This window comes from Nocardioides sp., assembly GCF_035481145.1.
Lineage (GTDB): Bacteria > Actinomycetota > Actinomycetes > Propionibacteriales > Nocardioidaceae > Nocardioides.
The window spans coordinates 1-22,690 of sequence record NZ_DATIHB010000014.1 but is presented as its reverse complement, the minus strand read 5'-3'; the positions used below and the strand labels follow the sequence as shown (position 1 = coordinate 22,690).

Below are 22,690 nucleotides of genomic sequence, written 5' to 3'. Positions count from 1 at the left end.
TCTAACTCCATAGAGTTTCGGCGGCCATAGCGTCAGGGAAACACCCGGTCCCATTCCGAACCCGGAAGTTAAGCCTGACAGCGCCGATGGTACTGCAACCGGGAGGTTGTGGGAGAGTAGGACGTCGCCGGACAATTTTTCACTAGGGGCCTCCGCCTTCGCGGGGGCCCCTAGTCTTTTGTCCACCACCTGTGCATGGAGCATGACTCCTGCACGCCGCCGTATGTGTTGAAAGGTTGCCCCCATGGCTGACCAGTCCCGTCCCCGTCGTTCCGACGCCCCCCGTGGTGGGCGTCCCCAGGGTGGCGGTCGGCCCACGAGCCGCGACGGCAAGCCGGGCAGCCGCGATGGCAAGCCTGCAGGCCGGGGAGGGAGCGGGAAGTCAGACTTCCGCGCTGCTGGTCGTGGCGATGGTCGCGACGACGCTCCGGCGCGTGGCGGCAAGCCTGCTTCGCGCGACGGCAAGCCGTCGTACCGCGATGGCAAGCCTGCGTCCCGGGACGGCAAGCCCGCGTACGGTGACCGGAAGCCCGGTTCGCGCCCGGGTCGCAAGGACGACTGGAAGCGCCCTGTTGAGGACCAGCGTCCTCGCACGGAGGAGCAGTCGCGTTACGACGGGCCCGAGATCCCCGAGGAGATCACGGGCAAGGAGCTCGACCGCTCCGTCCAGGCCCAGCTGAAGGGCCTCCCCGAGAAGCTGGCGCTCCGCGTCGCGCGCCACCTCGCGGCGGCCGGACTCATCATCGACGAGGACCCGCAGACCGCCTACAAGCACACGCTCGCCGCGCGCGCCCGTGCTGCGCGGCTCGCCGTCGTACGTGAGGCGTGTGGCGAGGCTGCCTACGCAGCGGGGGAGTACGCCGAGGCGCTGGCCGAGCTCCGTGCAGCGAAGCGCATGAACGGGTCGCCCGCCTACCTGCCGATCATGGCCGACTGTGAGCGCGCCCTCGGCCGCCCGGACCGCGCGTTGACGCTGGCGAAGAGCCCGTCGGTGGCGAACTTCGAGCCGGAGGCCAAGGCCGAGATGACGATCGTGGAGGCCGGCGCACGCCGCGACCTCGGCGAGCTCGATGCGGCGCTCCGCACGCTCGAGTTCGCGCCGCTGAGCTCTCGCTCGAGGGCGTCGTGGGTGGTGCGACTGCGCTATGCGTACGCCGACACGCTGGAGGCGGCCGGCCGTCTCGAGGACGCGCTGACCTGGTTCCACCGGACGGCAGGCATCGACGGCGACGAGATCACCGACGCCATGGACCGAGCCGAGGCGCTCGAGAAGCGGCTCGCCTGACGCCCGCTTTCTCTCCACAGCCGAGCGCTCACATGCGCCCTGCACAGGCCCGGACCCTCGCGGTTCGGGCCTGTGGTCATTTCGGGTGGGATGAAGGTGGAGGTGGAGAGATGACCAACGACGTGCGTCTGGCGGGCAAGGTGACCCGCCTACCCGAGGAGCGTGTGCTGCCGAGTGGCGACAAAATGGTGGCCTTCCGGCTCTCGGTCCCGCGGCCCCCAGGCTCGTCGCGGCCCGGGTCGGACTGGGTGGACTGCGCAGTGTGGACCAGCAAGCTGAGGCGCCAGGTGTCGCGTTGGGCGGTGGGTGACGAGGTCGAGGTGCGCGGAGCGCTGCGCCGACGCGTCTTCCGGTCCGCCGCGGGGGTCGTGCCGCTGGTCGAGATCGAGGTCCGGGAGGGGCGCCGCGCCGTGCTCAGTCGCGCAGATCCCGCATGAGAGCGCCCAGGTGAGGCTTGGGCTGGAACGACGTCGCCTTCTGCGGGAAGGGCTGGCCAGCGCGTGCCGCGGTGGCGACCTGCTCGAAGGACGGTGCGGGGAGCAGGATGGCGACCCCCTCGCTGGCACGGGCGAGTGCCTGCCCCGCCGTGTGGTGGTGGTGCACCTGTCGGTCCTCGACACCCCACGCGGGGAGGAGTTCTTCGTGCAGGGTGAAGACAGGCAGCTGGAGGCCACGGGGGTGCAGGCTGGCCCACCGCTCGCCGTCGTGCAGCACCACGGCGTGCTCGAGGCTCGCGAGGGCATCCCGCCGTGTCTCGTGGGGTCGGTAGTCGTCGCCGCGCCGGATCGCAGCCTTGGCCACAGTCTCGAGGTCCAGACCAGCGACCGAGCGGTGGATGGCCCCGAGCTGCAGCGGTGTGTCCGACTGGTCGACCAGCATGACCAGCGTCTGCTCCCACTGCGTCGCTGGCCGCTCGGCTGCCAGCTCGAGCGCCGCCGCGTAACGGTGGTGCCCGTCGGCGATGACGGCCCGTGTCGACGCCACGAGTGTGCCGATCAGCTGCACGTCGTCGGCGTCCTGGATCCGCCACATGCGGTGGTGCTGTCCGCCGGGGTCGGTGAAGGAGAGGTCAGGTCGCCGCTCGGTGAGCAGGTCGACTGCCGTGCGCAGTGCGGGTGCGCCCCGATGCATGAGCAGGATCGGCGCGGGGTTCAGCGCAAGGGTCTCCATGCGCTCGGCGAGCTCGGCCACCTGCTCCAGTCGCACCGCTTCGTGGGGGAGCACCGCCGGACCTGCGCGGGTGACGTCCAGCTCGCCGACGATGCCCCGCACGCTCACGCCCGAGGAGGTGTACTCGTGGATGTAGAGGGCCGGCGCGCCATCGATGCGGACGTGGCGCTGTCGCTGCCAGTCCTGCAGGCGACGGGCCGCCGAGCGATAGGGTCGCGCGAAGATCCTGTTGGCCACTGGTGCGCCCACGAAGCTCTCGCGGAGCCGCAGCGCGCGGAACGGCCGCAGCACGAGCTGCGGTCCCGAGTCCGGTGGCATGTCCATGAGGGTGCATCGTAGGGGGGAACGGCAAGTGCTCGTTTGGTGCGGGGAGCCGCTCGCGGATGGCTACGACCTCGCGATGCTCGACCTCGATGGTGTCGTCTACGTCGGTGACCACGCGGTGGCCGGCGCCCCGGAGGCGATCGGCGCTGCCCGGGACCGCGGGATGGGGATCGCCTTCGTGACCAACAACGCCTCGCGACCTCCGGCGGCTGTCGCAGACCACCTGTGCCGGTTGGGCATCGCATCGGGTCCCGCCGACGTCGTGACGTCGGCACAGGCAGGCGCCCGGCTGCTCCGCGACATCCACGGTGCGGGCGCGGTCGTGTTCCTCTGCGGCGGGCCCGGCGTCGAGCAGGCGCTTCTCGCCGAGGAGCTGGTGCCGACGACCGACGCGACGGCTGCCAAGGCCGTCGTCACCGGCTACGGCCCCGAGCTGCCGTGGCGTCGGATCCTCGAGGCGTCGATCCTGGTGCGGGACGGGCTGCCCTGGGTCGCGACCAACGCCGACCTGACCATCCCCACGGCCTCAGGCGTCGGGCTGGGCCACGGTGCCGTGGTCCGCATGATCGAGGAGTTCAGCGGCCGCACGGCTGTCGTCGCGGGCAAGCCCGAGCGCCCGCTCCTCGACGAGACCGTGCGGCGCATGAGCGCCCGCCGACCGCTCATGGTCGGTGACCGCCTCGATACCGACATCGAGGGTGCGCACAACGCGGGTGTCGACTCACTGCTCGTCCTGACCGGGGTGAGCGGGCTCCGAGACCTCGTTTCGGCGTCGCCCCAGCTCCGGCCGACGTACGTGTCGACGGACCTGTCGGGGCTCCTGGTCCCGCACGACGTTCCGGCGGCTGCGGGCGCTGCCTGGAGGCTCGGTGGTTGGTCGGCAGCGGTCGACGCGGGCGAGCTCGTCGTTGGCGGCGACGGCGGCGCAGACGACTGGTGGCGGGTGGTCGCGAGTGCTTCGTGGCGACATCTCGATGACACGGGGCGACCGGTGTCGTTGCGACGGGTGCACGGTTCGGTACCGTGGTGCCCATGACCGAACAGGATTTCGAACAGCCCACGGTTGCGGCAGTCGCGCAGACCGGCAACGCGGCCGTCGACGGAGTCATCTCCAGCCTGGCCGGGTTGGCCGATGTCCCGGTTGCCGAGCACGTGGCTGTCTTCGAGCGCGCGCATGAGCAGCTGCGCGGGGCGCTCGACGCTCCCGCCGGTCCCACGCCGCCCACGCCGCCCACGCTGCCGGGCCCGCAGGGCTGATGCCGCCCCGTCGACTCCGCCTGGACGCCGAGCTCGTCCGGCGTGGGATGGCCACGTCGCGCGCTCACGCCTCCGACCTGATCGCGGCAGGTCGGGTGAAGGTCGCTGGTGCTGTCGCGACCAAGCCGGCGACGCAGGTGACCACCGATGCCGACGTCTACGTCGTGGAAGACCCCGACGACCCCGGCTACGCCTCCCGTGGAGCGCACAAGCTCGCCGGCGCGCTCGCGGCGTTCGGGCCGCTCGGCCTGTCGGTGGAGGGACGCCGTTGCCTTGACGCGGGCGCGTCGACAGGTGGGTTCACCGATGTGCTGCTGCGGTCCGGCGCACGCGAAGTGGTCGCCGTCGATGTGGGCTACGGGCAACTGATCTGGCGCCTGCAGAACGACGAGCGGGTCCACGTCCACGACCGCACCAACATCCGCGACATCACGCCCGACCTGCTGGGCGGGCCGGTCGACGTCGTCGTGGGCGACCTCTCGTTCATCAGCCTCGAGCTCGTCCTCGACGCACTCATCGGCGTCTGCGACCCCGAAGCCGATCTGGCGCTGATGGTGAAGCCGCAGTTCGAGGTCGGCAAGGAGCGGCTGGGCAAGGGGGGCGTCGTCCGCGACCCGCGTCTCCGGGCAGAGACGGTGACGGCGGTGGCAGACGCAGCCGCACGCCGAGGCTGGGGGGCCCGTGCGGTGGCGACGAGCGGGCTACCCGGGCCCTCGGGCAACGTCGAGTTCTTCCTCTGGCTGCGCCGAGGGTCGGCGACGATCGGCGCGGCCGAGATCGCGGTGGAGACGGGCGCGCGTCCGTCAGAGGCTTCTGAGAAGGTGGACTCGTGACCACAGATCCCGCCCTGGCCGCCGACCCTGCGGTCCGCCGCGTGCTGCTGGTCGCCAACACCACGCGCGACGCCGCGTGCGAGATCGCGCGGGCCTTCGTGAAGTCGCTGTCGGCACACGGCATCGTCGTGCGCCTGCTCGCGGCCGAGGCCGCCGACCTGGGGCTCCGGCCCGACCCGGCAGCGCGCGTCGAGGTCGTGGCGGACGACGGCTCGGCCGCGGTGCACTGCGAGCTCGCAGTGGTGATCGGTGGCGACGGCACGATCCTGCGTGCCGCCGAGATCACCCATCGCTCCGGCACGCCGCTGCTCGGGGTCAACCTGGGCCACGTCGGCTTCCTCGCCGAGGCCGAGCCCGACGACGTCGAGCACACGATCGAAGCGATCGTCGATCGCCGCTGGACCACCGAGGAGCGGCTGACGGTCGACGTCACGGTGCTGCAGGGTGCGGAGATCGTCGCCAACACCTTCGCGCTCAACGAGGCGTCGGTCGAGAAGGCCGCCCGTGAGCGCATGCTCGAGCTCGTCGTCGAGATCGATGGCCGTCCGCTGTCCCGCTGGGGCGCCGACGGTGTCGTCTGTGCGACGCCGACCGGCTCGACGGCATACAACTTCAGTGCCGGGGGGCCGGTGGTCTGGCCGGTCGTCGAGGCGCTGCTCATCGTGCCGCTCAGCGCGCACGCACTCTTCGCCCGCCCGATGGTCGTCGCCCCGAGCTCGGTCATCGCGGTCGAGGTGATGTCCACCAACGAGGGGGCGGGGGTGCTCTGGTGCGACGGCCGTCGCACCGTCGATCTGCCGCCGGGCGCCCGCATCGAGGTCCGCCGCGGCGCCCCGGTGCCGCTGGTCCGGCTCCACGACTCGCCGTTCACCGACCGCCTGGTGGCGAAGTTCGGGCTGTCGGTCGAGGGCTGGCGCGGTGCCGCGGAGCGACGCATGCGCGAGAACGGAAGCGACTGACGTGTTCGAAGAGATCAGGATCCAGTCCCTCGGCGTCATCGAGTCCTCGACCCTGGAGCTCGGTCCCGGCCTGACCGCGATCACGGGTGAGACCGGCGCGGGCAAGACGATGATCGTCACCGCCCTCGGGCTCCTCATGGGTGGCCGCGCCGACTCGGGTGCGGTGCGCCGCGGAGCCAAGGCGGCGCGCGTCGAGGGCGTCGTCGACGCATCGGGCCTGGCCGACCTGACCACTTCCGTCGACGAGCTCGGCGGGGAGGTGGAGGACGGCCGCGTGCTCCTCGCCCGCAACATCTCCAGCGAGGGCCGTTCGCGCGCCTTCGTCGGCGGAGCGTCGGTGCCGGCGGCCCAGCTCAACGAGCTCGCCGACGCACTCGTCGCGGTCCATGGCCAGTCCGACCAGCACCGCCTGCTCAAGGCCAGCGCGCAGCGCGAGGCGCTCGACCGCTTCGGAGGCGAGACGGTCGCCGGCCTGCTCGATGCCTACCGGGAGCTCCACAAGGAGCTCGGCGCGACCGAGCGCGAGCTCGCCGATGTCGTCGCCCACGCCCGCGAGCGGGCGCGCGAGGCCGACCTGCTCCGGTTCGGCCTCGAGGAGGTCGGGGCTGTCGAGCCACAGCCCGGCGAGGACGTGGCCCTCGCGTCGGAGGAGGCCCGGCTGGGCTTCGCCGACACCCTCCGCGGCGCCGCCGAGCTGGCGCGCGAGGCGCTCTCGTCCGAGCAGGACCAGCCCGACGCCCTCGGCGCGGTGGCGGCCGCACGACGCGTCCTCGACGGCGTCCGCGAGCACGACGACGAGGCTGCTGCGCTCGCCGACCGGCTGGCCGAGGTCAGCTACCTGCTGGCCGACGTCGCGGCCGATGTGGCGTCGTATGCCGCGGGGCTCGACACCGACCCTGCCCGTCTGGCCGTCGTCTCCGAGCGTCGCGCGGCGCTGGTCGCGCTGACCCGGAAGTACGGCGAGACGATCGACGAGGTGCTGGCCTGGTCGCAGCAGGCCTCGGTGCGCCTGCTCGAGCTCGACGGCACCGACGACCGCATCGCCGCGCTCCGCGAGCAGCGCGACGACCTGCGCAACCGGCTCGCGGAGGCTGCGGTCGCCCTCAGCGAGGTGCGCCAGGCGGCAGCCGGCCGGCTCGCAGACGAGATCACGGCCGAGCTCGGCCTGCTGGCGATGCCGCACGCGCGCGTCAGCCTCGCGGTCACCCAGACCGAGGAGCAGGAGCCGGCCGACGACGCCGGACAGATGCCGCTGAAGGTGGGGGAGCGCTGGCTCCGTTACACCAGCCACGGCATCGACGAGGTCGAGTTCCTGCTCGCGGCCAACACCGGCTCCGAGGCGCGCCCGCTGCACAAGGGCGCGTCGGGCGGTGAGCTCTCCCGCGTGATGCTCGCGCTCGAGGTCGCACTGGCCGGCACCAGCCCGGTCCCGACGTTCGTCTTCGACGAGGTGGACTCCGGCGTCGGTGGCAAGGCGGCAGTCGAGATCGGTCGACGGCTCGCCCAGCTGGCGCGCACCTCGCAGGTCCTGGTCGTGACGCACCTGCCGCAGGTCGCGGCGTACGCCGATCGGCACGTCGTGATCGCCAAGTCGACCGACGGTGTGGTGACGACCTCCGGGCTCACCGTCCTGTCCGAGGACGAGCGTGCGCGCGAGCTCTCGCGGATGCTCGCCGGCATGGAGGAGTCCGACACGGCGCTCGCCCACGCCGAGGAGCTGCTCGAGGCTGCGCGCGCCAGTCGCTCGTGAGCGCGCGCCTGTGGAGCGCTCCGGCCGTTTCGTGGGATAGGATCGAACCCCGTAGCCGATAGAGATTCGACAACGGGAGTTCCCTTGGCCAGTGCCGCGCAGACCAAGCACGTCTTCGTCACCGGAGGCGTTGCGTCGTCCCTCGGCAAGGGCCTCACCGCCTCCAGCCTGGGCGCCCTTCTCAAGGCTCGCGGTCTGCGGGTCACGATGCAGAAGCTCGACCCGTACCTCAACGTCGACCCGGGCACGATGAACCCGTTCCAGCACGGCGAGGTCTTCGTGACCGAGGACGGCGCGGAGACCGACCTCGACATCGGTCACTACGAGCGCTTCCTCGACACCGACCTCGTCGGCAACGCCAACGTGACGACCGGTCAGGTCTACTCCAACGTGATCGCCAAGGAGCGCCGCGGCGAGTACCTCGGCGAGACGGTCCAGGTCATCCCGCACATCACCAACGAGATCGTCGACCGGGTCCTGGCGATGCACGGCCCCGAGGTCGACGTCGTCATCACCGAGGTGGGCGGCACCGTCGGTGACATCGAGTCGCTGCCGTTCCTCGAGGCCGCGCGCCAGGTCCGCCAGAAGATCGGCCGCGACAACGTCTTCTTCATCCACGTCTCCCTGGTGCCCTACATCGGCCCGTCCAAGGAGCTGAAGACCAAGCCGACGCAGCACTCCGTCGCCGCGCTGCGCACCATCGGTCTCCAGCCGGACGCCGTGGTCTGCCGCGCCGACCGTGAGCTCCCGCAGGGCATCAAGTCGAAGATCGCGCTGATGTGCGATGTCGACGAGGACGCGGTCGTCACCGCTGCTGACGCTCCGTCCATCTACGACATCCCGAAGGTGCTCCACCGCGAGCGCCTCGACGCCCTCGTCGTACGCAAGCTGGACCTGCCGTTCCGCGACGTCGACTGGTCGGTCTGGAACGACCTGCTCAAGCGTGTCCACCACCCGAAGGAGGAGGTCACGGTCGCCCTGGTCGGGAAGTACATCGACCTGCCCGACGCCTACCTCTCGGTCGCCGAGGCGCTGCGCGCCGGCGGTTTCGCCAACGAGGCGAAGGTCAACGTCGAGTGGATCGCCTCCGACGAGTGCGAGACCCCCGCCGGTGCTGCGAAGAATCTCGGTGAGGTCGACGCGATCCTGGTGCCGGGCGGCTTCGGCATCCGCGGGCTCGAGGGCAAGCTCGGCGCCCTGCAGTACGCCCGCACCCACGGCATCCCGACGCTCGGCATCTGCCTGGGCCTGCAGTCGATGGTGATCGAGTACGCCCGCAACGTGCTCGGCCTCGACAAGGCGGCCTCCACGGAGTTCGACCCGGAGACCCCCGAGCCGGTGATCGCCACGATGGAGGAGCAGAAGTCCATCGTCGAGGGCGCGGGTGACCTCGGTGGCACGATGCGCCTGGGCTCCTACCCGGCGAAGCTCGGCAAGGGCACCCTGGCGCACGAGGTCTACGGCGAGGAGCTGATCACCGAGCGCCACCGCCACCGCTACGAGGTCAACAACGCCTACAAGGCACAGCTCGAGGACGCGGGCATGGTCTTCTCGGGCATCAACCCCGACCTCGACGTCGTCGAGTTCGTCGAGCTGCCCAAGGACGTGCACCCCTACTACATCTCGACGCAGGCGCACCCCGAGCTCAAGTCGCGCCCGACCCGGCCGCACCCGCTCTTCGCGGGCCTGGTCAAGGCGGCGATCGCGCGCCAGCGCGAGCTGCGCATCCCGATCGACGAGTCGAAGCTGCACAAGGTCGAGGAGACCTCCGACGACCGCATCGAGGACTGACCGCCACCATGCCGATCGCTGACCGTCCCGAGTCGTGGCCGGTGACCTCGTCGGAGGACATCCACCGCGACGGTTGGGTGGTTGCGCTCCGCGCCGATGCGGTGCGGGTCCCCGGGGCGGACGGCACCGGCGAGGGTGAGCCGTTCCGGCGCCTCGTGGTCGAGCACCCGGGCGCGGCGATCGTGCTCGCCATCGATGACGACGGACAGGTGCTCTGCCTCCAGCAGTACCGCCACCCCGCGCAGATCTCGTTCGTCGAGCTGCCTGCCGGTCTGTGCGACGAGCCGGGGGAGGACCCTCTCGAGGTCGCGAAGCGCGAGCTTCGTGAGGAGGTCGAGCTGGCCGCCGCGGAATGGGTGCACCTGGCCTCCGTCTGGGCGAGCCCCGGCATCAGTGCCGAGCAGCACCACCTCTACCTGGCGAGGGGCCTGAGCCCGGCGAGCAGGGGAGACTTCGCGCTGCATGCGGAGGAAGCTGCGATGGAGGTCTTTCGCGCCCCGTTCGACGAGCTCCATGCGGCCGTCCTCGACGGCCGGATCGCCGATTCGCCCATCGCGCTGGCGCTGCTGCTGGCGCGCGCGAAGGGCCTGGCGTGAGCGCCTCGCCGATCGACCACGCGATTCGCACCTGGCTCGACCACCTTGCCGTAGAGCGCGGCCTGGCCGCCAACACGCTGAGCTCCTACCGTCGCGACCTCCGCCGGTACGCCGCGTACCTCGCCGCCGGCGCGGTGACGGAGATGGACGCGATCTCCGAGCAGACGGTCACCGACTTCCTCGTGCGGCTCCGCGAGGGCGACGCCGACCACCCGCCGCTCGGGTCGACGAGCGCCGCCCGCACGATCGTCGCCGTCCGCGGCTTCCACAAGTTCGCCGTCCTCGACGGGCTCGCCACCCATGACCCCGCGGCCGCGGTCAAGCCCCCGGCCCCGGCCAAGCGGCTGCCCAAGGCGCTCCCGCTCTCGGACGTCGAGGCGATCCTCGAGGCATCGGGTGCCGCCGGCACGCAGCTGGCCCTGCGCGACCGGGCGCTGCTCGAGGTGCTCTACGGCACGGGTGCGCGCATCTCGGAGGCGGTCGGTCTCGACATCGACGACATCGACCTCGAGCTGGGCCAGGTGCTGCTGCGTGGCAAGGGGTCGAAGGAACGACTCGTCCCGATCGGCAGCTACGCACGCGATGCCGTGTCGGCGTACCTCCGTGACGCCCGTCCCGACCTGATGGGCCCCCAGACGCCGTCGGGCGCCGTCTTCCTCAACTCACGCGGTGGGCGGCTGTCGCGCCAGTCGGCATGGGCGGTGCTGGTCAAGGCCGCCGACCAGGCGGGGATCACCAAGGACGTCTCGCCGCACACGCTGCGCCACTCGTTCGCGACGCACCTGCTCGACGGCGGCGCCGACGTACGCGTTGTGCAGGAGCTGCTGGGGCACGCGAGCGTCACGACGACGCAGGTCTACACGCTGGTCACCGTCGACAACCTCCGCGAGGTCTTCGCGACAGCACACCCGAGGGCGCGGTAGTGGATTCGACGGGCTCGGCCAGCGAGCAGGGGTACGACGCGTTCTCGGCGTGGGCGGAGAAGAGCGGCATCGAGCTCTATCCGCACCAGGAGGAGGCGGTCCTCGAGATCCTGGCTGGCAACAACGTCGTCCTCGCGACGCCGACGGGCTCCGGCAAGTCGCTGGTGGCTATCGCCGCGCACTTCGCGGCACTCGCCGACGACCGGGTCAGCTTCTACACCGCACCGATCAAGGCGCTGGTGAGCGAGAAGTTCTTCGCGCTCTGCGAGGTCTTCGGGGCCGAGGACGTCGGCATGCTGACGGGGGACGCGAGCGTCAATCCCGATGCGCCGATCATCTGCTGCACGGCCGAGGTGCTGGCCAACATCGCACTCCGTGAGGGCCGGTCTGCGGACGTCGGTCTCGTCGTGATGGACGAGTTCCACTACTACGCCGAGCCGGATCGTGGCTGGGCCTGGCAGGTGCCGCTGCTGGAGCTGCCGCATGCACAGTTCCTGCTGATGAGCGCAACGCTCGGCGACGTCACGCCGATCAGCGAGGACCTCGCCCGGCGTACGGGGAGGGAGACGGTGCTCGTCGACGGCGCCGAACGGCCGATCCCCCTGCACTTCACCTGGTCCCTGACGCCGATGTCGGAGGCGCTGGAGGAGCTCGTCGCGACCAAGCAGGCGCCCGTCTACGTCGTCCACTTCACGCAGAAGGACGCCGTCGAGCACGCGACCTCGCTGCTCAAGGCCAAGGGACTGGTGTCGACGAGCTCGACCAGCGAGTCCCGGGCCGCGATCGCGGAGCGGATCGCGGGCGTGCGCTTCGGCGCCGGCTTCGGCAAGACGCTGAGCCAGCTGCTCAAGGCCGGTATCGGCGTGCACCACGCCGGCATGCTGCCGCGCTACCGCCGCCTGGTCGAACAGCTCGCCCAGCAGGGCCTGCTGACGGTCATCTGCGGCACCGACACCCTCGGCGTCGGCATCAACGTGCCGATCCGCACCGTGCTCTTCACCGGCCTGGCGAAGTTCGACGGCAGCCGCTCGCGCGTCCTGCGGGTGCGTGAGTTCCTGCAGATCGCCGGTCGCGCCGGCCGTGCGGGCTACGACACCGCCGGCTATGTCGTCGTGCAGGCCCCGGAGCACGTCATCGCCAACGAGAAGGCCAAGGCGAAGGCGGAGGAGCGCCGCGCCGCCGGCAAGAAGAACTCCAAGGCCCAGCTGTCGAAGCCACCCGAGGGCTCGGTCGTCTGGACGGAGGCGACCTTCAGCAAGCTGGTCGACGGCACCTCCGAGCCACTGCAGAGCCGGATGAAGGTCGACAACTCGATGCTCCTCAACGTCGCCGCGCGCGAGGAGGACACAGCGGACGCGCTGCGCCGGCTCCTCCAGGAGAACCACGAGGACCGTCGAGCCCAGCTGCGCCTGACCCGCCGGGCACTCCGGCTGACCCGGTCGCTGGTCGCGAGCGGCGTGCTCACCCGCCTCGACGAGCCCGATGCGTTCGGCCGGCGCTATGTCCTCACCGACACGCTTCCGGCCGACTTCGCGCTCAACCAGCCGCTTGCCCACTTCGCGACCGAGGTGCTCGACCTGCTCGACCCGGCGTCCGACAGCTACATGCTCGACACGGTGTCGGTCATCGAGTCGGTGCTCGAGGCACCCCGGCAGATCCTCTTCGCGCAGCAGTACGCCGCGCGCGGTGCGGCGGTGCAGGAGATGAAGGCCGACGGCGTCGAGTACGACGAGCGGATGGCGCTGCTGGAGGAGGTGACCTGGCCGCAGCCGCTCGCCGAGCTGCTGGGGGCGGCGTTCGAGATGTACCGGTCGAAGCACCCGTGGCTCCCCGAGGACGCGCTGTCGCCGAAGAGCATCGTCCGCGAGATGTGGGAGCAGGCGATGTCGTTCACCGACTTCGTCTCCCGCTACCAGCTGGCGCGCTCCGAGGGCCTGGTGCTGCGCTACCTGACCGACGCCTATCGCACGCTCCGGCAGACGGTGCCCGACGCGCAGCGGACCCCGGAGCTGGAGGAGCTGGTGGAGTGGCTGGGGGAGACCGTGCGCCAGACGGACTCGAGCCTGCTCGACGAGTGGGAGGCGCTCGCGCACCCGGACCACGTCGCGCCGGAGGTCAGCCATCACGAGCCGCCGAAGCCGCCGCGCGCGCTCACCGACACTGCGGCGTTCGGCGTGATGATCCGCAACGCGATGTGGCGCCGGGTCGAGCTCTGCGCCCGTGATGACCTCGATGGCCTGATGCGGCTCGAACGCGACGCAGCCGATCGAACCGAACCGCCCGCGGACGTCGTGATGACCCGAAGCCGCTGGGACGACGCTCTCGAGGCCTACTACGCCGACCACGACGCGATCGGCACCGACGGCGACGCCCGCGGCCCGAAGATGCTGACGATCGAGCGCACGGGCCGGCTCTGGAAGGCGGTCCAGACGATCGCGGACCCGGAGGGCGACCACGACTGGGTGATCGAGGCAGAGGTCGACCTCGACGCCACCGATGCCTGCGGCGAGGCTGTCGTGCGGGGCACCTCGCTGCGCTGCCTCTGAGTCCGGTCAGGCGCCGCGGAGCTGCTCGATCAGACGGGAGGCGAGCTCGACGGAGGCCTCGATCTCGACCTTGCGGATCGAGACGCTCTCGATGTTCAGGCCGAACGGGACGCCCAACCGCTCGCAGTAGGCGACGAGCTCGGTGGCTGCCGCGAGCGCCTGCTCGAACGACGCCTGCAGGGTGTCCTCGGCGTGCCGCAGGTCGTTCTCGATCCAGCGGGGGACGTCGACGCCGAGCCACCGCAGGAACTCCAGGGTCTTCATCGAACCGCACACGGAGAACGTGAAGACGATCGGCACCGGCGCGATGCCGGCATCACGGCAGGCGTAGGCATAGTCGGAGACGAGGTTCTTGGCGGCGTTGACGTCGTAGACGACCTGCGTGACGAAGAACCGGCAGCCCGCCGCCTGCTTGGCGAGGAGGCGTTCGTGCTCGTTGCCGCGCCGCGTGTGCCGCTCCGGGATGGCGACGCCGCCGAGGAGGAGGTCCGGGTTGGCGGTGGTGGCGAGCTGCTGCGCCTCGCCGAGCGTGAGTGCCGGCTGGCTGTCGCTCGAGGCGGCGCCGACGAGCACGGAGAGCGTGCGAGCCACGTCCTGCTCGCCGACCCACTCCTCGAGCGAGCCGGGCTGGTACTTGCCGACCGCCCGGTAGACGACCACCGGGGTCTCCCAGTCGCCGAGGTCCTCCGAGAGGTACGCCGCCGGGTCGAGCGTCGGCGTGAACGGGAACGGTCGCTCGGCCGGGTTGCGCGAGCTCTCGTCATCGATGTCGTAGAGGACCAGACCGTCCAGGTCGAGCGGACGGAGCCTCGCCTTGGTCGCCTCGGCGATCTCGGCCACGCGCTCGGGCGCGGTGGACTGGCGGGGCGGCGTCAGTGCGAACAGCACGAAGCGGCCCTGGCGGTCACGGATGCGGGCGGCGAGGTCCATGGCAGGAACCCTATGCGTACGGAGGAGCCCGCCGGACCGGACGCGACAGGTCTCTCGAAGTGCCAGCGTCGCAGCGGCGTTTCCTCCACAGATTGCTCCACAGGCAGGGGAAACCTGTGCACTTGAGCGGGGGTGATTCCACACGCCGTACACAGATTTCGTGGGTGCCGGTGGACAACGCAGGGCCGCCTTGTGACCTGTCGGAGGGCCCGCCTAGAGTCCGGTCAACACGGCGAGTTGTCGCCGTGTCGACAAACGGACCACGACCTCGAGGAGAGCTGGCTGATGAGCGGATTCACCCCCACGGGCACCACCGCGACCGAGATGCCGCCCCTCGTCCGACCGCCGGTCCCCACCGACGCAGGAGCGACTGTGAGCGCCTTCCCCACCGCCCCCGCCACCCCGGCCCAGACCGGTGAGATCGGTCCGACCGGCCGTCCGATGCCGGTCTTCCCCGATCCCAAGCCGCTCGCCGTGCACGGCAACGCCCGCGTCATCGCGATGTGCAACCAGAAGGGCGGCGTCGGTAAGACGACGACCACGATCAACCTGGGTGCGGCGCTGGCGGAGTACGGCCGCAAGGTCCTCCTCGTCGACTTCGATCCGCAGGGTTCGCTCTCCGTCGGCCTGGGTCTCAACCCCAACGAGATCGAGGTCGGCACCTACCAGCTGCTGATGGATGCCGGCACCTCCTTCGACGACGTCGTGGTCGAGACCGACGTCGAGGGCATGGACCTGCTGCCGGCCAACATCGACCTCTCGGCGGCCGAGATCCAACTGGTCCACGAGGTCGGCCGCGAGCAGGTGCTCGCCTCCAAGCTGGCCGCCGTCCGCGACCGCTACGACGTCATCCTCATCGACTGCCAGCCCTCCCTCGGACTGCTCACCGTCAACGCTCTGACCGCAGCGCACGGCGTGATCATCCCGCTCGAGTGTGAGTACTTCGCGCTGCGCGGCGTCGCGCTGCTCAAGGACACGATCGACAAGGTCAAGAGCCGGCTCAACCCCGGCTTGCAGATCGACGGCCTGCTCGGCACGATGTTCGACGGCCGCACGCTCCACAGCCGCGAGGTCATGGAGACCCTGGTCAAGGGGTGGAGCGACATCGTCTTCCACACCGTCATCCGCCGCACGGTGAAGTTCTCCGACTCGACGGTCGCCGGCGAGCCGATCACGACGTACGCCGCGACGTCGTCCGGTGCCGACCAGTACCGCCAGCTCGCCCGGGAGGTGGCAGCGCGGTGTCTCGACGCGTGAGCATGCCGGCGGCGGACGATCTCTTCCGTCCGACCGCCGCGTCGCTGCAGGCCGTCCCGGACCCCGCGCCCGAGCAGCCGGCTCCAGCCTCCGGCACCACCCGCAAGGGCTCCTCGGGCCGGGTGCGGCACGACGAGAAGATGACGGTCTACATCACCTCCGACGAGCTGATGGACATCGAGCACACCCGGCTGGTGCTGCGCCGTGAGCACGGCATCGCCGCCGACCGTGGCCGCGTCGTCCGCGAGGCGGTCGCACTGGTGCTCGCGGAGTTCGAGGCCCACGGCGAGGACTCCGCTCTCGTGCGCCGCCTGAGGGCCCGGTGACCACTGCCCCCGAGGCTCCGACCAGCCCTGCCCCGGCGGAGACGATCGAGGGGGCCGCGGAGGCGGCCGGCTTCGAGGTCCGGCTCGACAACTTCGAGGGCCCGTTCGACCTGCTGCTGTCCCTGATCTCCAAGCACAAGCTCGACATCACCGAGGTCGCCCTCTCGCGGGTGACCGACGAGTTCATCGCGCACGTGAAGGCGGGGGGCCAGGAGTGGGACCTCGAGCAGACGACGTCGTTCCTGCTGGTCGCCTCGACGCTGCTCGACCTCAAGGCTGCGCGCCTGCTCCCGCAGGGTGACGTCGAGGACGAGGAGGACCTCGCCCTCCTCGATGCGCGCGACCTGCTCTTCGCCCGGCTCCTGCAGTACAAGGCGTTCAAGCAGGTGGCTGGTGTCTTCGAGGCACGGATGGCGGGGGAGGAGAAGCGCCACCCGCGGGCAGTCGGTCTCGAGGAGCGTTTCGCGTCCCTGCTCCCGGAGGTGCTGATCGGCATCGGGCTGGAGCAGTTCGCTGCGCTCGCTGCGAAGGCGATGGCGCCCAAGCCGGTGCTGGCGCTGCCGACGCAGCACATCCACCAGAACACCGTCTCCGTCCGCGAGCAGGCCACCCTCGTCGTCGAGCGGCTGAAGCGCTCCGGCACGCTGACCTTCCGCGCGCTCTGTGGAGACGCTCCCGACACCCTGACCCGGGTCGCCCGGTTCCTGTCGCTGCTCGAGCTCTACCGCGAGGGGGCGATCGCCTTCGACCAGGTCTCGCCACTGGGTGACCTGTCCGTGCGGTGGACCGGCGACGACGACACTGATTTCGAGATCGACGAGTTCGACGGTGCCCCCGTCGACCCGACCGACGACGTACCCCTCCCGGAGGAGAGCGATGACTGAGGCTTCGACAGGCGCGAGCAACGAGGAGACGACCCTGTCGGTCGCCGTCGCTGACCTCAACCCCGCGCTCGAGGCGATCCTGATGATCGCCGACCAGCCGCTCGACACGATGACGCTCGCCTCCGCTGTGGGCTACCCGGTGGAGGAGGTCGTGGGCGCGCTGCAGACCCTCGCCGAGGAGTACACCGATCAGGGGCGCGGCTTCGAGCTGCGCAACGTCGCCGGTGGCTGGCGTTTCTACACGCGCGAGGAGTACGCCGCCGTGGTCGAGGCCTTCGTCCTCGACGGCCAGCAGGCGCGCCTGACGCAGGCCGCTCTCGAGACGCTCGCGGTGGTCGCCTACAAGCAGCCCGTGTCGCGCGCCCGCGTCTCCGCGATCCGCGGCGTCAACGTCGACGGCGTCATGCGCACCCTTCTGTCGCGCGGCCTGGTCGAGGAGGCCGGCAGCGACGACCAGACGGGGGCCAACCTCTACCGCACCACGAGCTACTTCCTCGAGCGGATCGGCGTCACCTCACTGGAGGAGCTGCCCGAGCTCGCTCCCTTCCTCCCGGAGATGGACGACCTCGAGGACGAGCTCGCAGCCGCCTTCGCCGAGGGCAGCGCATGACAGGCGGGGCAGCGAGCGGCGAGACCAACCGCTTCACGCGCTCCCAGGTCGAGACCGACGACGAGGGCCTGGTCCGCCTGCAGAAGTTCCTGGCACAGTCCGGCGTCGCGTCGCGACGCAAGTGTGAGGAGCTCATGCTGGAAGGGCTCGTCGAGGTCGACGGCGAGGTCGTCAGCAAGCTGGGCACCAAGGTCGACCCGGCCACCGCCGTGATCCATGTCGACGGCAAGCGGCTGCCCCCGGTCTCCGCCCACGTCTACCTGGTGCTCAACAAGCCGCGTGGCGTCGTCTCCACGATGAGCGACCCCGAGGGGCGCCGTACCCTGACCGAGTTCGTCGAGGACCGCCCCGAGCGGCTCTTCCACGTGGGGCGCCTCGACACCGACACCTCCGGCCTGATCCTGCTGACCAACGACGGCGAGTTCGCCCACCGCATGGCGCACCCGTCGTACGAGGTGGACAAGACCTATGTCGCCGAGGTCGACGGCGACGTCTGGCCGGCCACGCTGAAGAAGCTGCGCTCCGGCGTCGAGCTCGACGACGGCCCGGTGCATCCCAGCCACGTCCGGCTGGTCGCGGGGCCGAAGGGCAACCCGACCGGCCGCTCGATCGTCGAGCTGACCATCCACGAGGGGCGCAACCGGATCGTGCGGCGCCTGCTGGACTCCGTCGGTCATCCCGTACGCCGCCTCACCCGCACGTCGTTCGGTCCGGTCACCCTGGCCGGTCTCCAGACCGGCAAGGTCCGCGAGCTCTCCGACGACGAGCTCGGCGCGCTGCTCGACGGCGTCGGTCTCTGAGCCCAGCCGGGAGCAGGTTCCGGCGGCATGCAAGGAATGTGCCGCCGAGAGCGCATACTGGAGGCAATGAGCACCATGTCGGCGCGCGGTCCGCGCCACCTCGCCTCCAGCCCCTTCGCGCCGAAGGTCGAGGTGCCGATCGTTGCTTACGCCCTCGACGACCGGATCTCGCACGACACCTATGGCCTCGGCCGGGTGGTCAGCGTCGAGCCGCACGCCGTGACCGTCGACTTCGGGTCGCAGAAGGTCCGGGTGACCAGCCCCTACGCCCGGATGGAGCTCCTCTAGGAGCCCACCCGGCGCGCGACGGTCAGAGCAGGAACTGCGCCGGGTCGAACTCGTGGATCGGGATGATCCGGATGCGGGGCAGCGGCTCGTTGAACGCCTGGACGTCGTACTCCAGGTCGAAGGTCTGCAGCCCGGCGCTGACGAGCTGCTGGAACCCGCCGTTGCGGAACTCCGTGAAGCCCGCGACGCCGACCCGGCGACCGTCGAGCAGCTCGTCGATCTCGTCGACGAAGTCACCGTCGTTGCTGACCAGGATGACGTCGTCGTCGCGATCCTGGAGCGCGTCGAGGGTGCGCTGGATGGCGATGTCGACGACCTTCTCGCCGGGTGCGCCGGAGAGCGGGACGGGCCGGTAGCCGATCGCGATGAGCGCCTGCACGAAGGCCATCGGCAGCTCGTTGTTGGCCGCGAGGAAGAAGAGGCCCTGGGCCGGCTGCTTCCACCGCTCCTCGGCGAACTGGAGCACGCGGTCCCAGCGCGGACGTTCGTCGGCACGCGGACGCCGGCCCAGGATGTTGCCGCCGAGCGTGGCGTCGATGTTCTCGCCGTCGACGAGGACATAGGTGGTGCGGTTTCCGTCGGCCATGTCCGGACCCTACTGCGCCGGCCCCCTGCCCGCGGCTGCGCCCGCTAGGGTTTGCGCGTCGGAAAACCGTGACCCGAGGAGGACCCGTGGCAGTGCGCGCGGTGCGAGGCGCCACCCAGCTCGACAGCGACACCCGCGAGCAGATGCTCGACCGGGTCGCCGAGATGGTGCGCGGCGTGATGGAGGCCAACGGCATCGCCGTCGACGACTTCATCTCCATCATCTTCACCTCGACCTCCGACCTGACCAGCGAGTTCCCGGCGTACGCCGCGCGCGTCCTCGGCTTCCACGACGTCCCGCTCGTCTGTGCGCGAGAGCTCGAGATCGAGGGGTCGATGCCGCGGGTGGTGCGGATGATGGCGCACGTCGAGACCGACCTGCCCCGCGCCGACGTCACCCACGTCTACCTCCATGGTGCGGCGAACCTCCGTCGTGACCTGACCAAGGTGCGTGAGGTCCCCGACGAGGCACGCGTCGAGTCCGCGGATGGCTGACGGCGCGCTCGTCGGCCCGGTCCGGATCATCGGTGCGGGCCTGCTCGGCGCGTCGATCGGCCTGGCCCTCCGCGCGCGCGGCCTCGACGTACAGCTCGAGGACCTCAACCCCGACAACCTCCGTACGGCGAGCGGCCTCGGTGCAGGCGTTCCCGTCACGGGTGCCGAGTCCGAGCCGCAGCTCGTGGTCGTCGCGGTCCCACCGGACCACCTGGGCGACGTGATCGTCACCGCGCTCCAGACGCACGCGACGGCTGTCGTCACCGACGTCGGCAGCGTGAAGTCGGGTCCGCTCGGGACCGTTGCCGGCCATGCCGCGGTGGAGCGCTACTGCGGCAGCCACCCGATGGCGGGGACCCAGCACAGCGGTCCGCTCACCGCCTCCGCGTCGCTCTTCGAGGGGCGTCCGTGGGCGATCACGCCGCATGCGACCACTGCGGCCACGGCACGTGCGCTCGTCGAGGAGCTGGTCGCACTGACCGGCGCGATGCCACTCGCGTTCGACCCGGAGGACCACGACCGCGCGGTTGCCCGCACCAGCCACGTGCCGCACCTGATGTCGGCACTGGTCGCCGGTCGCCTCGCTGAGGCGCCGGAGGGCCACCTGTCGCTCTCGGGACCTGGTGTCCGTGACGTCACCCGCGTGGCCGGCACCGATCCGGGCATGTGGCTGCAGATCGTCCCCGCCAACGCACCGGCGATCCTCGAGCTGCTCGGCCAGATCCGCGCCGACCTCGACCTGCTCGAGGCCGCCATCCGCAGTGACGACCGCGACGCGCTGCAGGAGGTCCTCGCCAACGGCGTCGCAGGCACCCGGGCGATCCCGGGCAAGCACGGAGGTCCCGTGCGCCCGATGGGCTCCGTCTTCGTGCACGTTCCCGACCACCCGGGCGAGCTGGCGCGCCTCTTCGTCGACGTCGGCGACGCAGGCGTCAACGTCGAGGACGTCCGCATCGACCACGACCCGGCCCGCGCCGGCGGCCAGGTCGAGCTCGTGGTGGAGGTCGCCCGCGTGGAGTCGCTGATCGCCTCGCTCGAGGCGCGCGGGTGGGCCCTCCACCAGTAGGTGTGATGTCCGTGGGCGAGGGACCAGTAGGCTCCCGCCTCATGAGCAGCAGCACCCTCGCCACCATCGTCGTCGCCATGGACGGACCCTCGGGCTCGGGCAAGTCGAGCACCTCGCGCGGCGTGGCCGACCGGCTGGGCCTGCGCTACCTGGACACGGGCGCGATGTTCCGGGCGATGACCTGGTTCATGCTCGAGCAGGGCGTGGACCTGACCGACCCCGCCGCGATCGCCGAGCAGGCCGGCAAGCCGGATCTCGTGTCGGGCACGGACCCGCTCGCGCCCACGATCACCGTCGACGGCACCGACGTCGCCGAGGCGATCCGCGGCGAGGCTGTCACCGGTGCGGTCAGCCCCGTCTCCGCCGTGCCCGAGGTGCGCGCGCGCCTGCTGCACCTGCAGCGCGAGATCATCGGCACCGGCGGCATCGTCGTCGAGGGTCGCGACATCGGCTCGGTCGTCGCACCTGACGCACCGGTGAAGGTCTACATGACGGCCGACCCGGCCGCGCGTGCTGCGCGCCGTGCCCTCGAGGAGGGCGGCAGTGACGCCGCTGCCGTCGAGGCCTCGCTGCTCGCGCGCGACAAGATCGACTCCAGTCGCGCCACGGCACCGCTCACGATGCCCGAAGGTGCGCACCACATCGACACCACGCCGTACACCCTCGACGAGGTGATCGGGCAGGTGGTCGCGCTCGTCGAGGCCGCCGTCCGCTGAGTGCATCGCGGTGATCGTGGTCCGATGAACGCCGTCGAACAGGTCCCGCCGACACGGTTCCTGCGTCGCGCCCGCCCCGCGTCGCGCTGGCTGGTCCGCCGGCGGTACGACGTGCGACTGCACGGCGCCGAGCGCGTTCCGACGGCGGGGCCGGTGATCCTGGCCAGCAACCACATCGGCTTCCTCGACGGCCCGTTGCTGGCGGCGTTCGCCCCACGGCCGGTGCATGCCCTGGCCAAGCGCGAGCTCTTCGCCGGCCCGCTGTCACCGTTCCTCCGCGCTGCGGGGCAGATCCCGGTCGACCGGATGCACCCCGACCCGGCGGCAGTTCGCTCGTGCCTCGCCGTGCTCGACCGGGGCGGCGTGGTGGGCATCTTCCCGGAGGGAATCCGCGGCGACGGCGAGCTCGAGCGGATCCACGGGGGAGCGGCCTACCTCGCGCTGGTGACCGGTGCACCCGTGGTCCCGGTCACGCTGTTCGGCACCCGTGAGCCGGGTGCGGGGGCATCGAGCCTCCCGCCGAGAGGGGCGCGCTTGGACATGGTCTTCGCCGACCCGTACCGTTTGGAGGCGGTGTCGTGGCCGCGGACCCAGTCACAGGTCGGGTCGGTCACGGCGTCGTTGCGCCAGCACCTCCGTGCTGCGCTCGAGGACGCGAAGCTCCTCACCGGGCGGGAACTTCCCGGCACCCTTCCAGTTGAACAGGACGACCACGCATGAGCGAGTACGACGAGGCCTACGCCCACGACGAGGGAGACACCGGCCCCGTGCCCGTGCTGGCGGTCGTCGGCCGGCCCAACGTCGGCAAGTCGACGCTGGTCAACCGGATCATCGGTCGCCGTGAGGCCGTCGTCGAGGACCGTCCTGGCGTGACCCGCGACCGCGTCTCGTACGACGCCGCGTGGAACGGGCGGGCCTTCACGGTCGTCGACACCGGCGGCTGGATTCCCGACGCCGAGGGCCTGGCCCTCAACATCGCCCAGCAGGCCGAGGTCGCCGTGAGCCTGGCCGATGCCGTGCTCTTCGTCGTCGACGCGACCGTCGGCATCACCGACGACGACGAAGCCGTCGTCAAGATCCTGCGCAAGTCGAAGAAGCCGGTCATCCTGGCCGCCAACAAGACCGACAACCAGGCGCTCGAGGCCGAGGCCTACTCGCTGTGGAACCTCGGCCTCGGTGAGCCGTTCCCGATCTCCGCAGCGCACGGTCGCGGCACCGGCGACATGCTCGACGCCGTGCTCGCCGTCCTGCCCGAGCCCCCGCCGGAGCGTGAGGGCAAGGAGCTCGGCGGCCCACGCC

Annotated in this window: 25 protein-coding genes and 1 rRNA gene; 23 read left to right on the top strand and 3 right to left on the bottom strand. The window is 70.9% G+C overall.

From position 1 onward, the window contains the following. The first annotated feature begins 16 nt into the window (after window positions 1-16). The 3 genes from rrf to VLF38_RS01650 all read left to right on the top strand — a co-directional run bounded on the left by rrf (window position 17) and on the right by VLF38_RS01650 (window position 1,722). Window positions 17-133, top strand: a 5S ribosomal RNA gene (gene rrf, locus VLF38_RS01660). 111 nt (window positions 134-244) lie between these two features. Further along, on the top strand, window positions 245-1,285 hold the full coding sequence (locus tag VLF38_RS01655) for a tetratricopeptide repeat protein (protein WP_325269550.1): 1,041 nt from the start codon (window positions 245-247) through the stop codon (window positions 1,283-1,285). A 110-nt stretch (window positions 1,286-1,395) separates the two neighbouring features. Continuing rightward, the gene (locus VLF38_RS01650; RefSeq protein WP_325269549.1) at window positions 1,396-1,722 is read left to right on the top strand and encodes a single-stranded DNA-binding protein; all 327 of its coding nucleotides are present in this window, start codon (window positions 1,396-1,398) and stop codon (window positions 1,720-1,722) included. Here the strand turns inward: VLF38_RS01650 and VLF38_RS01645 are convergent. Further along, window positions 1,700-2,773 (bottom strand): DUF1015 family protein, encoded by a 1,074-nt coding sequence (locus VLF38_RS01645; protein WP_325269548.1) that lies wholly within the window; start codon window positions 2,771-2,773, stop codon window positions 1,700-1,702. The genes VLF38_RS01650 and VLF38_RS01645 overlap by 23 nt on opposite strands. A 34-nt stretch (window positions 2,774-2,807) precedes the next feature. On the opposite strand from VLF38_RS01645, the gene VLF38_RS01640 reads away from it, so the two are divergent. From VLF38_RS01640 to VLF38_RS01600, 9 genes are all read left to right on the top strand, one after another. Next, window positions 2,808-3,815 carry an HAD-IIA family hydrolase gene (locus tag VLF38_RS01640; protein WP_325269547.1) on the top strand — a complete coding sequence of 336 codons (1,008 nt, stop codon included), beginning with the start codon at window positions 2,808-2,810 and terminating at the stop codon, window positions 3,813-3,815. Then, a complete protein-coding gene (locus VLF38_RS01635) occupies window positions 3,812-4,036 on the top strand; it encodes a hypothetical protein (protein ID WP_325269546.1) in 225 nt (74 codons plus the stop codon). The genes VLF38_RS01640 and VLF38_RS01635 overlap by 4 nt, the downstream gene beginning before the upstream one ends. Beyond that, window positions 4,036-4,869, top strand: coding sequence for a TlyA family RNA methyltransferase (locus tag VLF38_RS01630; RefSeq protein WP_325269545.1), 834 nt, complete (start codon window positions 4,036-4,038; stop codon window positions 4,867-4,869). Before VLF38_RS01635 ends, VLF38_RS01630 begins: the two co-directional genes overlap by 1 nt. Next, window positions 4,866-5,828: an NAD kinase gene (locus VLF38_RS01625; RefSeq protein ID WP_325269544.1), complete on the top strand. Its 963-nt coding sequence runs from the start codon at window positions 4,866-4,868 to the stop codon at window positions 5,826-5,828. The genes VLF38_RS01630 and VLF38_RS01625 overlap by 4 nt, the downstream gene beginning before the upstream one ends. A 1-nt stretch (window position 5,829) precedes the next feature. Next, the gene (gene recN / locus VLF38_RS01620; protein WP_325269543.1) at window positions 5,830-7,578 is read left to right on the top strand and encodes a DNA repair protein RecN; all 1,749 of its coding nucleotides are present in this window, start codon (window positions 5,830-5,832) and stop codon (window positions 7,576-7,578) included. Window positions 7,579-7,662: 84 nt separating this feature from the next. Beyond that, window positions 7,663-9,369 (top strand): CTP synthase, encoded by a 1,707-nt coding sequence (locus tag VLF38_RS01615; protein WP_325269542.1) that lies wholly within the window; start codon window positions 7,663-7,665, stop codon window positions 9,367-9,369. An 8-nt stretch (window positions 9,370-9,377) separates the two neighbouring features. Continuing rightward, window positions 9,378-9,965: an NUDIX hydrolase gene (locus tag VLF38_RS01610; protein WP_325269541.1), complete on the top strand. Its 588-nt coding sequence runs from the start codon at window positions 9,378-9,380 to the stop codon at window positions 9,963-9,965. After that, complete coding sequence (gene xerD / locus VLF38_RS01605; RefSeq protein ID WP_325269540.1) at window positions 9,962-10,888, top strand: site-specific tyrosine recombinase XerD; 927 nt, start codon at window positions 9,962-9,964, stop codon at window positions 10,886-10,888. The genes VLF38_RS01610 and xerD overlap by 4 nt, the downstream gene beginning before the upstream one ends. Then, entirely contained in the window at window positions 10,888-13,434 is a 2,547-nt protein-coding gene (locus tag VLF38_RS01600) for a DEAD/DEAH box helicase (RefSeq protein ID WP_325269539.1), read from the top strand. Before xerD ends, VLF38_RS01600 begins: the two co-directional genes overlap by 1 nt. A 6-nt stretch (window positions 13,435-13,440) precedes the next feature. Here VLF38_RS01600 and VLF38_RS01595 read toward each other — a convergent pair whose 3' ends face one another. Continuing rightward, window positions 13,441-14,364 (bottom strand): methylenetetrahydrofolate reductase, encoded by a 924-nt coding sequence (locus VLF38_RS01595; RefSeq protein WP_325269538.1) that lies wholly within the window; start codon window positions 14,362-14,364, stop codon window positions 13,441-13,443. A 441-nt stretch (window positions 14,365-14,805) separates the two neighbouring features. Here VLF38_RS01595 and VLF38_RS01590 point away from each other — a divergent pair, with 441 nt between their 5' ends. The 6 genes from VLF38_RS01590 (at window position 14,806) to VLF38_RS01565 (ending at window position 18,529) form a co-directional block, all read left to right on the top strand. Continuing rightward, window positions 14,806-15,621 (top strand): ParA family protein, encoded by an 816-nt coding sequence (locus VLF38_RS01590; RefSeq protein WP_325269552.1) that lies wholly within the window; start codon window positions 14,806-14,808, stop codon window positions 15,619-15,621. 2 nt (window positions 15,622-15,623) lie between these two features. Next, window positions 15,624-15,947 (top strand): hypothetical protein, encoded by a 324-nt coding sequence (locus VLF38_RS01585; RefSeq protein ID WP_414689349.1) that lies wholly within the window; start codon window positions 15,624-15,626, stop codon window positions 15,945-15,947. Then, window positions 15,944-16,831: a segregation and condensation protein A gene (locus VLF38_RS01580; protein ID WP_414689347.1), complete on the top strand. Its 888-nt coding sequence runs from the start codon at window positions 15,944-15,946 to the stop codon at window positions 16,829-16,831. Before VLF38_RS01585 ends, VLF38_RS01580 begins: the two co-directional genes overlap by 4 nt. Further along, the gene (gene scpB, locus VLF38_RS01575) at window positions 16,824-17,441 is read left to right on the top strand and encodes an SMC-Scp complex subunit ScpB (protein WP_325269536.1); all 618 of its coding nucleotides are present in this window, start codon (window positions 16,824-16,826) and stop codon (window positions 17,439-17,441) included. The genes VLF38_RS01580 and scpB overlap by 8 nt, the downstream gene beginning before the upstream one ends. Next, window positions 17,438-18,241: a pseudouridine synthase gene (locus VLF38_RS01570; protein ID WP_325269535.1), complete on the top strand. Its 804-nt coding sequence runs from the start codon at window positions 17,438-17,440 to the stop codon at window positions 18,239-18,241. The genes scpB and VLF38_RS01570 overlap by 4 nt, the downstream gene beginning before the upstream one ends. A gap of 66 nt (window positions 18,242-18,307) precedes the next feature. Further along, the gene (locus VLF38_RS01565; protein ID WP_325269534.1) at window positions 18,308-18,529 is read left to right on the top strand and encodes a hypothetical protein; all 222 of its coding nucleotides are present in this window, start codon (window positions 18,308-18,310) and stop codon (window positions 18,527-18,529) included. A gap of 22 nt (window positions 18,530-18,551) precedes the next feature. On the opposite strand, the gene VLF38_RS01560 is transcribed toward VLF38_RS01565, so the two are convergent. Beyond that, on the bottom strand, window positions 18,552-19,115 hold the full coding sequence (locus VLF38_RS01560; protein WP_325269533.1) for an NYN domain-containing protein: 564 nt from the start codon (window positions 19,113-19,115) through the stop codon (window positions 18,552-18,554). Between the two features lie 86 nt (window positions 19,116-19,201). On the opposite strand from VLF38_RS01560, the gene aroH reads away from it, so the two are divergent. From aroH to VLF38_RS01535, 5 genes are all read left to right on the top strand, one after another. Continuing rightward, window positions 19,202-19,609 (top strand): chorismate mutase, encoded by a 408-nt coding sequence (gene aroH, locus VLF38_RS01555; protein ID WP_325269532.1) that lies wholly within the window; start codon window positions 19,202-19,204, stop codon window positions 19,607-19,609. Continuing rightward, a complete protein-coding gene (locus VLF38_RS01550) occupies window positions 19,602-20,675 on the top strand; it encodes a prephenate dehydrogenase (RefSeq protein WP_325269531.1) in 1,074 nt (357 codons plus the stop codon). Before aroH ends, VLF38_RS01550 begins: the two co-directional genes overlap by 8 nt. A gap of 41 nt (window positions 20,676-20,716) precedes the next feature. Next, window positions 20,717-21,391 carry a (d)CMP kinase gene (cmk, locus tag VLF38_RS01545; protein WP_325269530.1) on the top strand — a complete coding sequence of 225 codons (675 nt, stop codon included), beginning with the start codon at window positions 20,717-20,719 and terminating at the stop codon, window positions 21,389-21,391. A 24-nt stretch (window positions 21,392-21,415) separates the two neighbouring features. Beyond that, the gene (locus tag VLF38_RS01540) at window positions 21,416-22,111 is read left to right on the top strand and encodes a lysophospholipid acyltransferase family protein (RefSeq protein WP_325269529.1); all 696 of its coding nucleotides are present in this window, start codon (window positions 21,416-21,418) and stop codon (window positions 22,109-22,111) included. After that, the coding region (locus VLF38_RS01535) for a GTPase (RefSeq protein WP_325269528.1) at window positions 22,108-22,690 on the top strand (583 nt) is incomplete at its 3' end. The genes VLF38_RS01540 and VLF38_RS01535, both read left to right, overlap by 4 nt.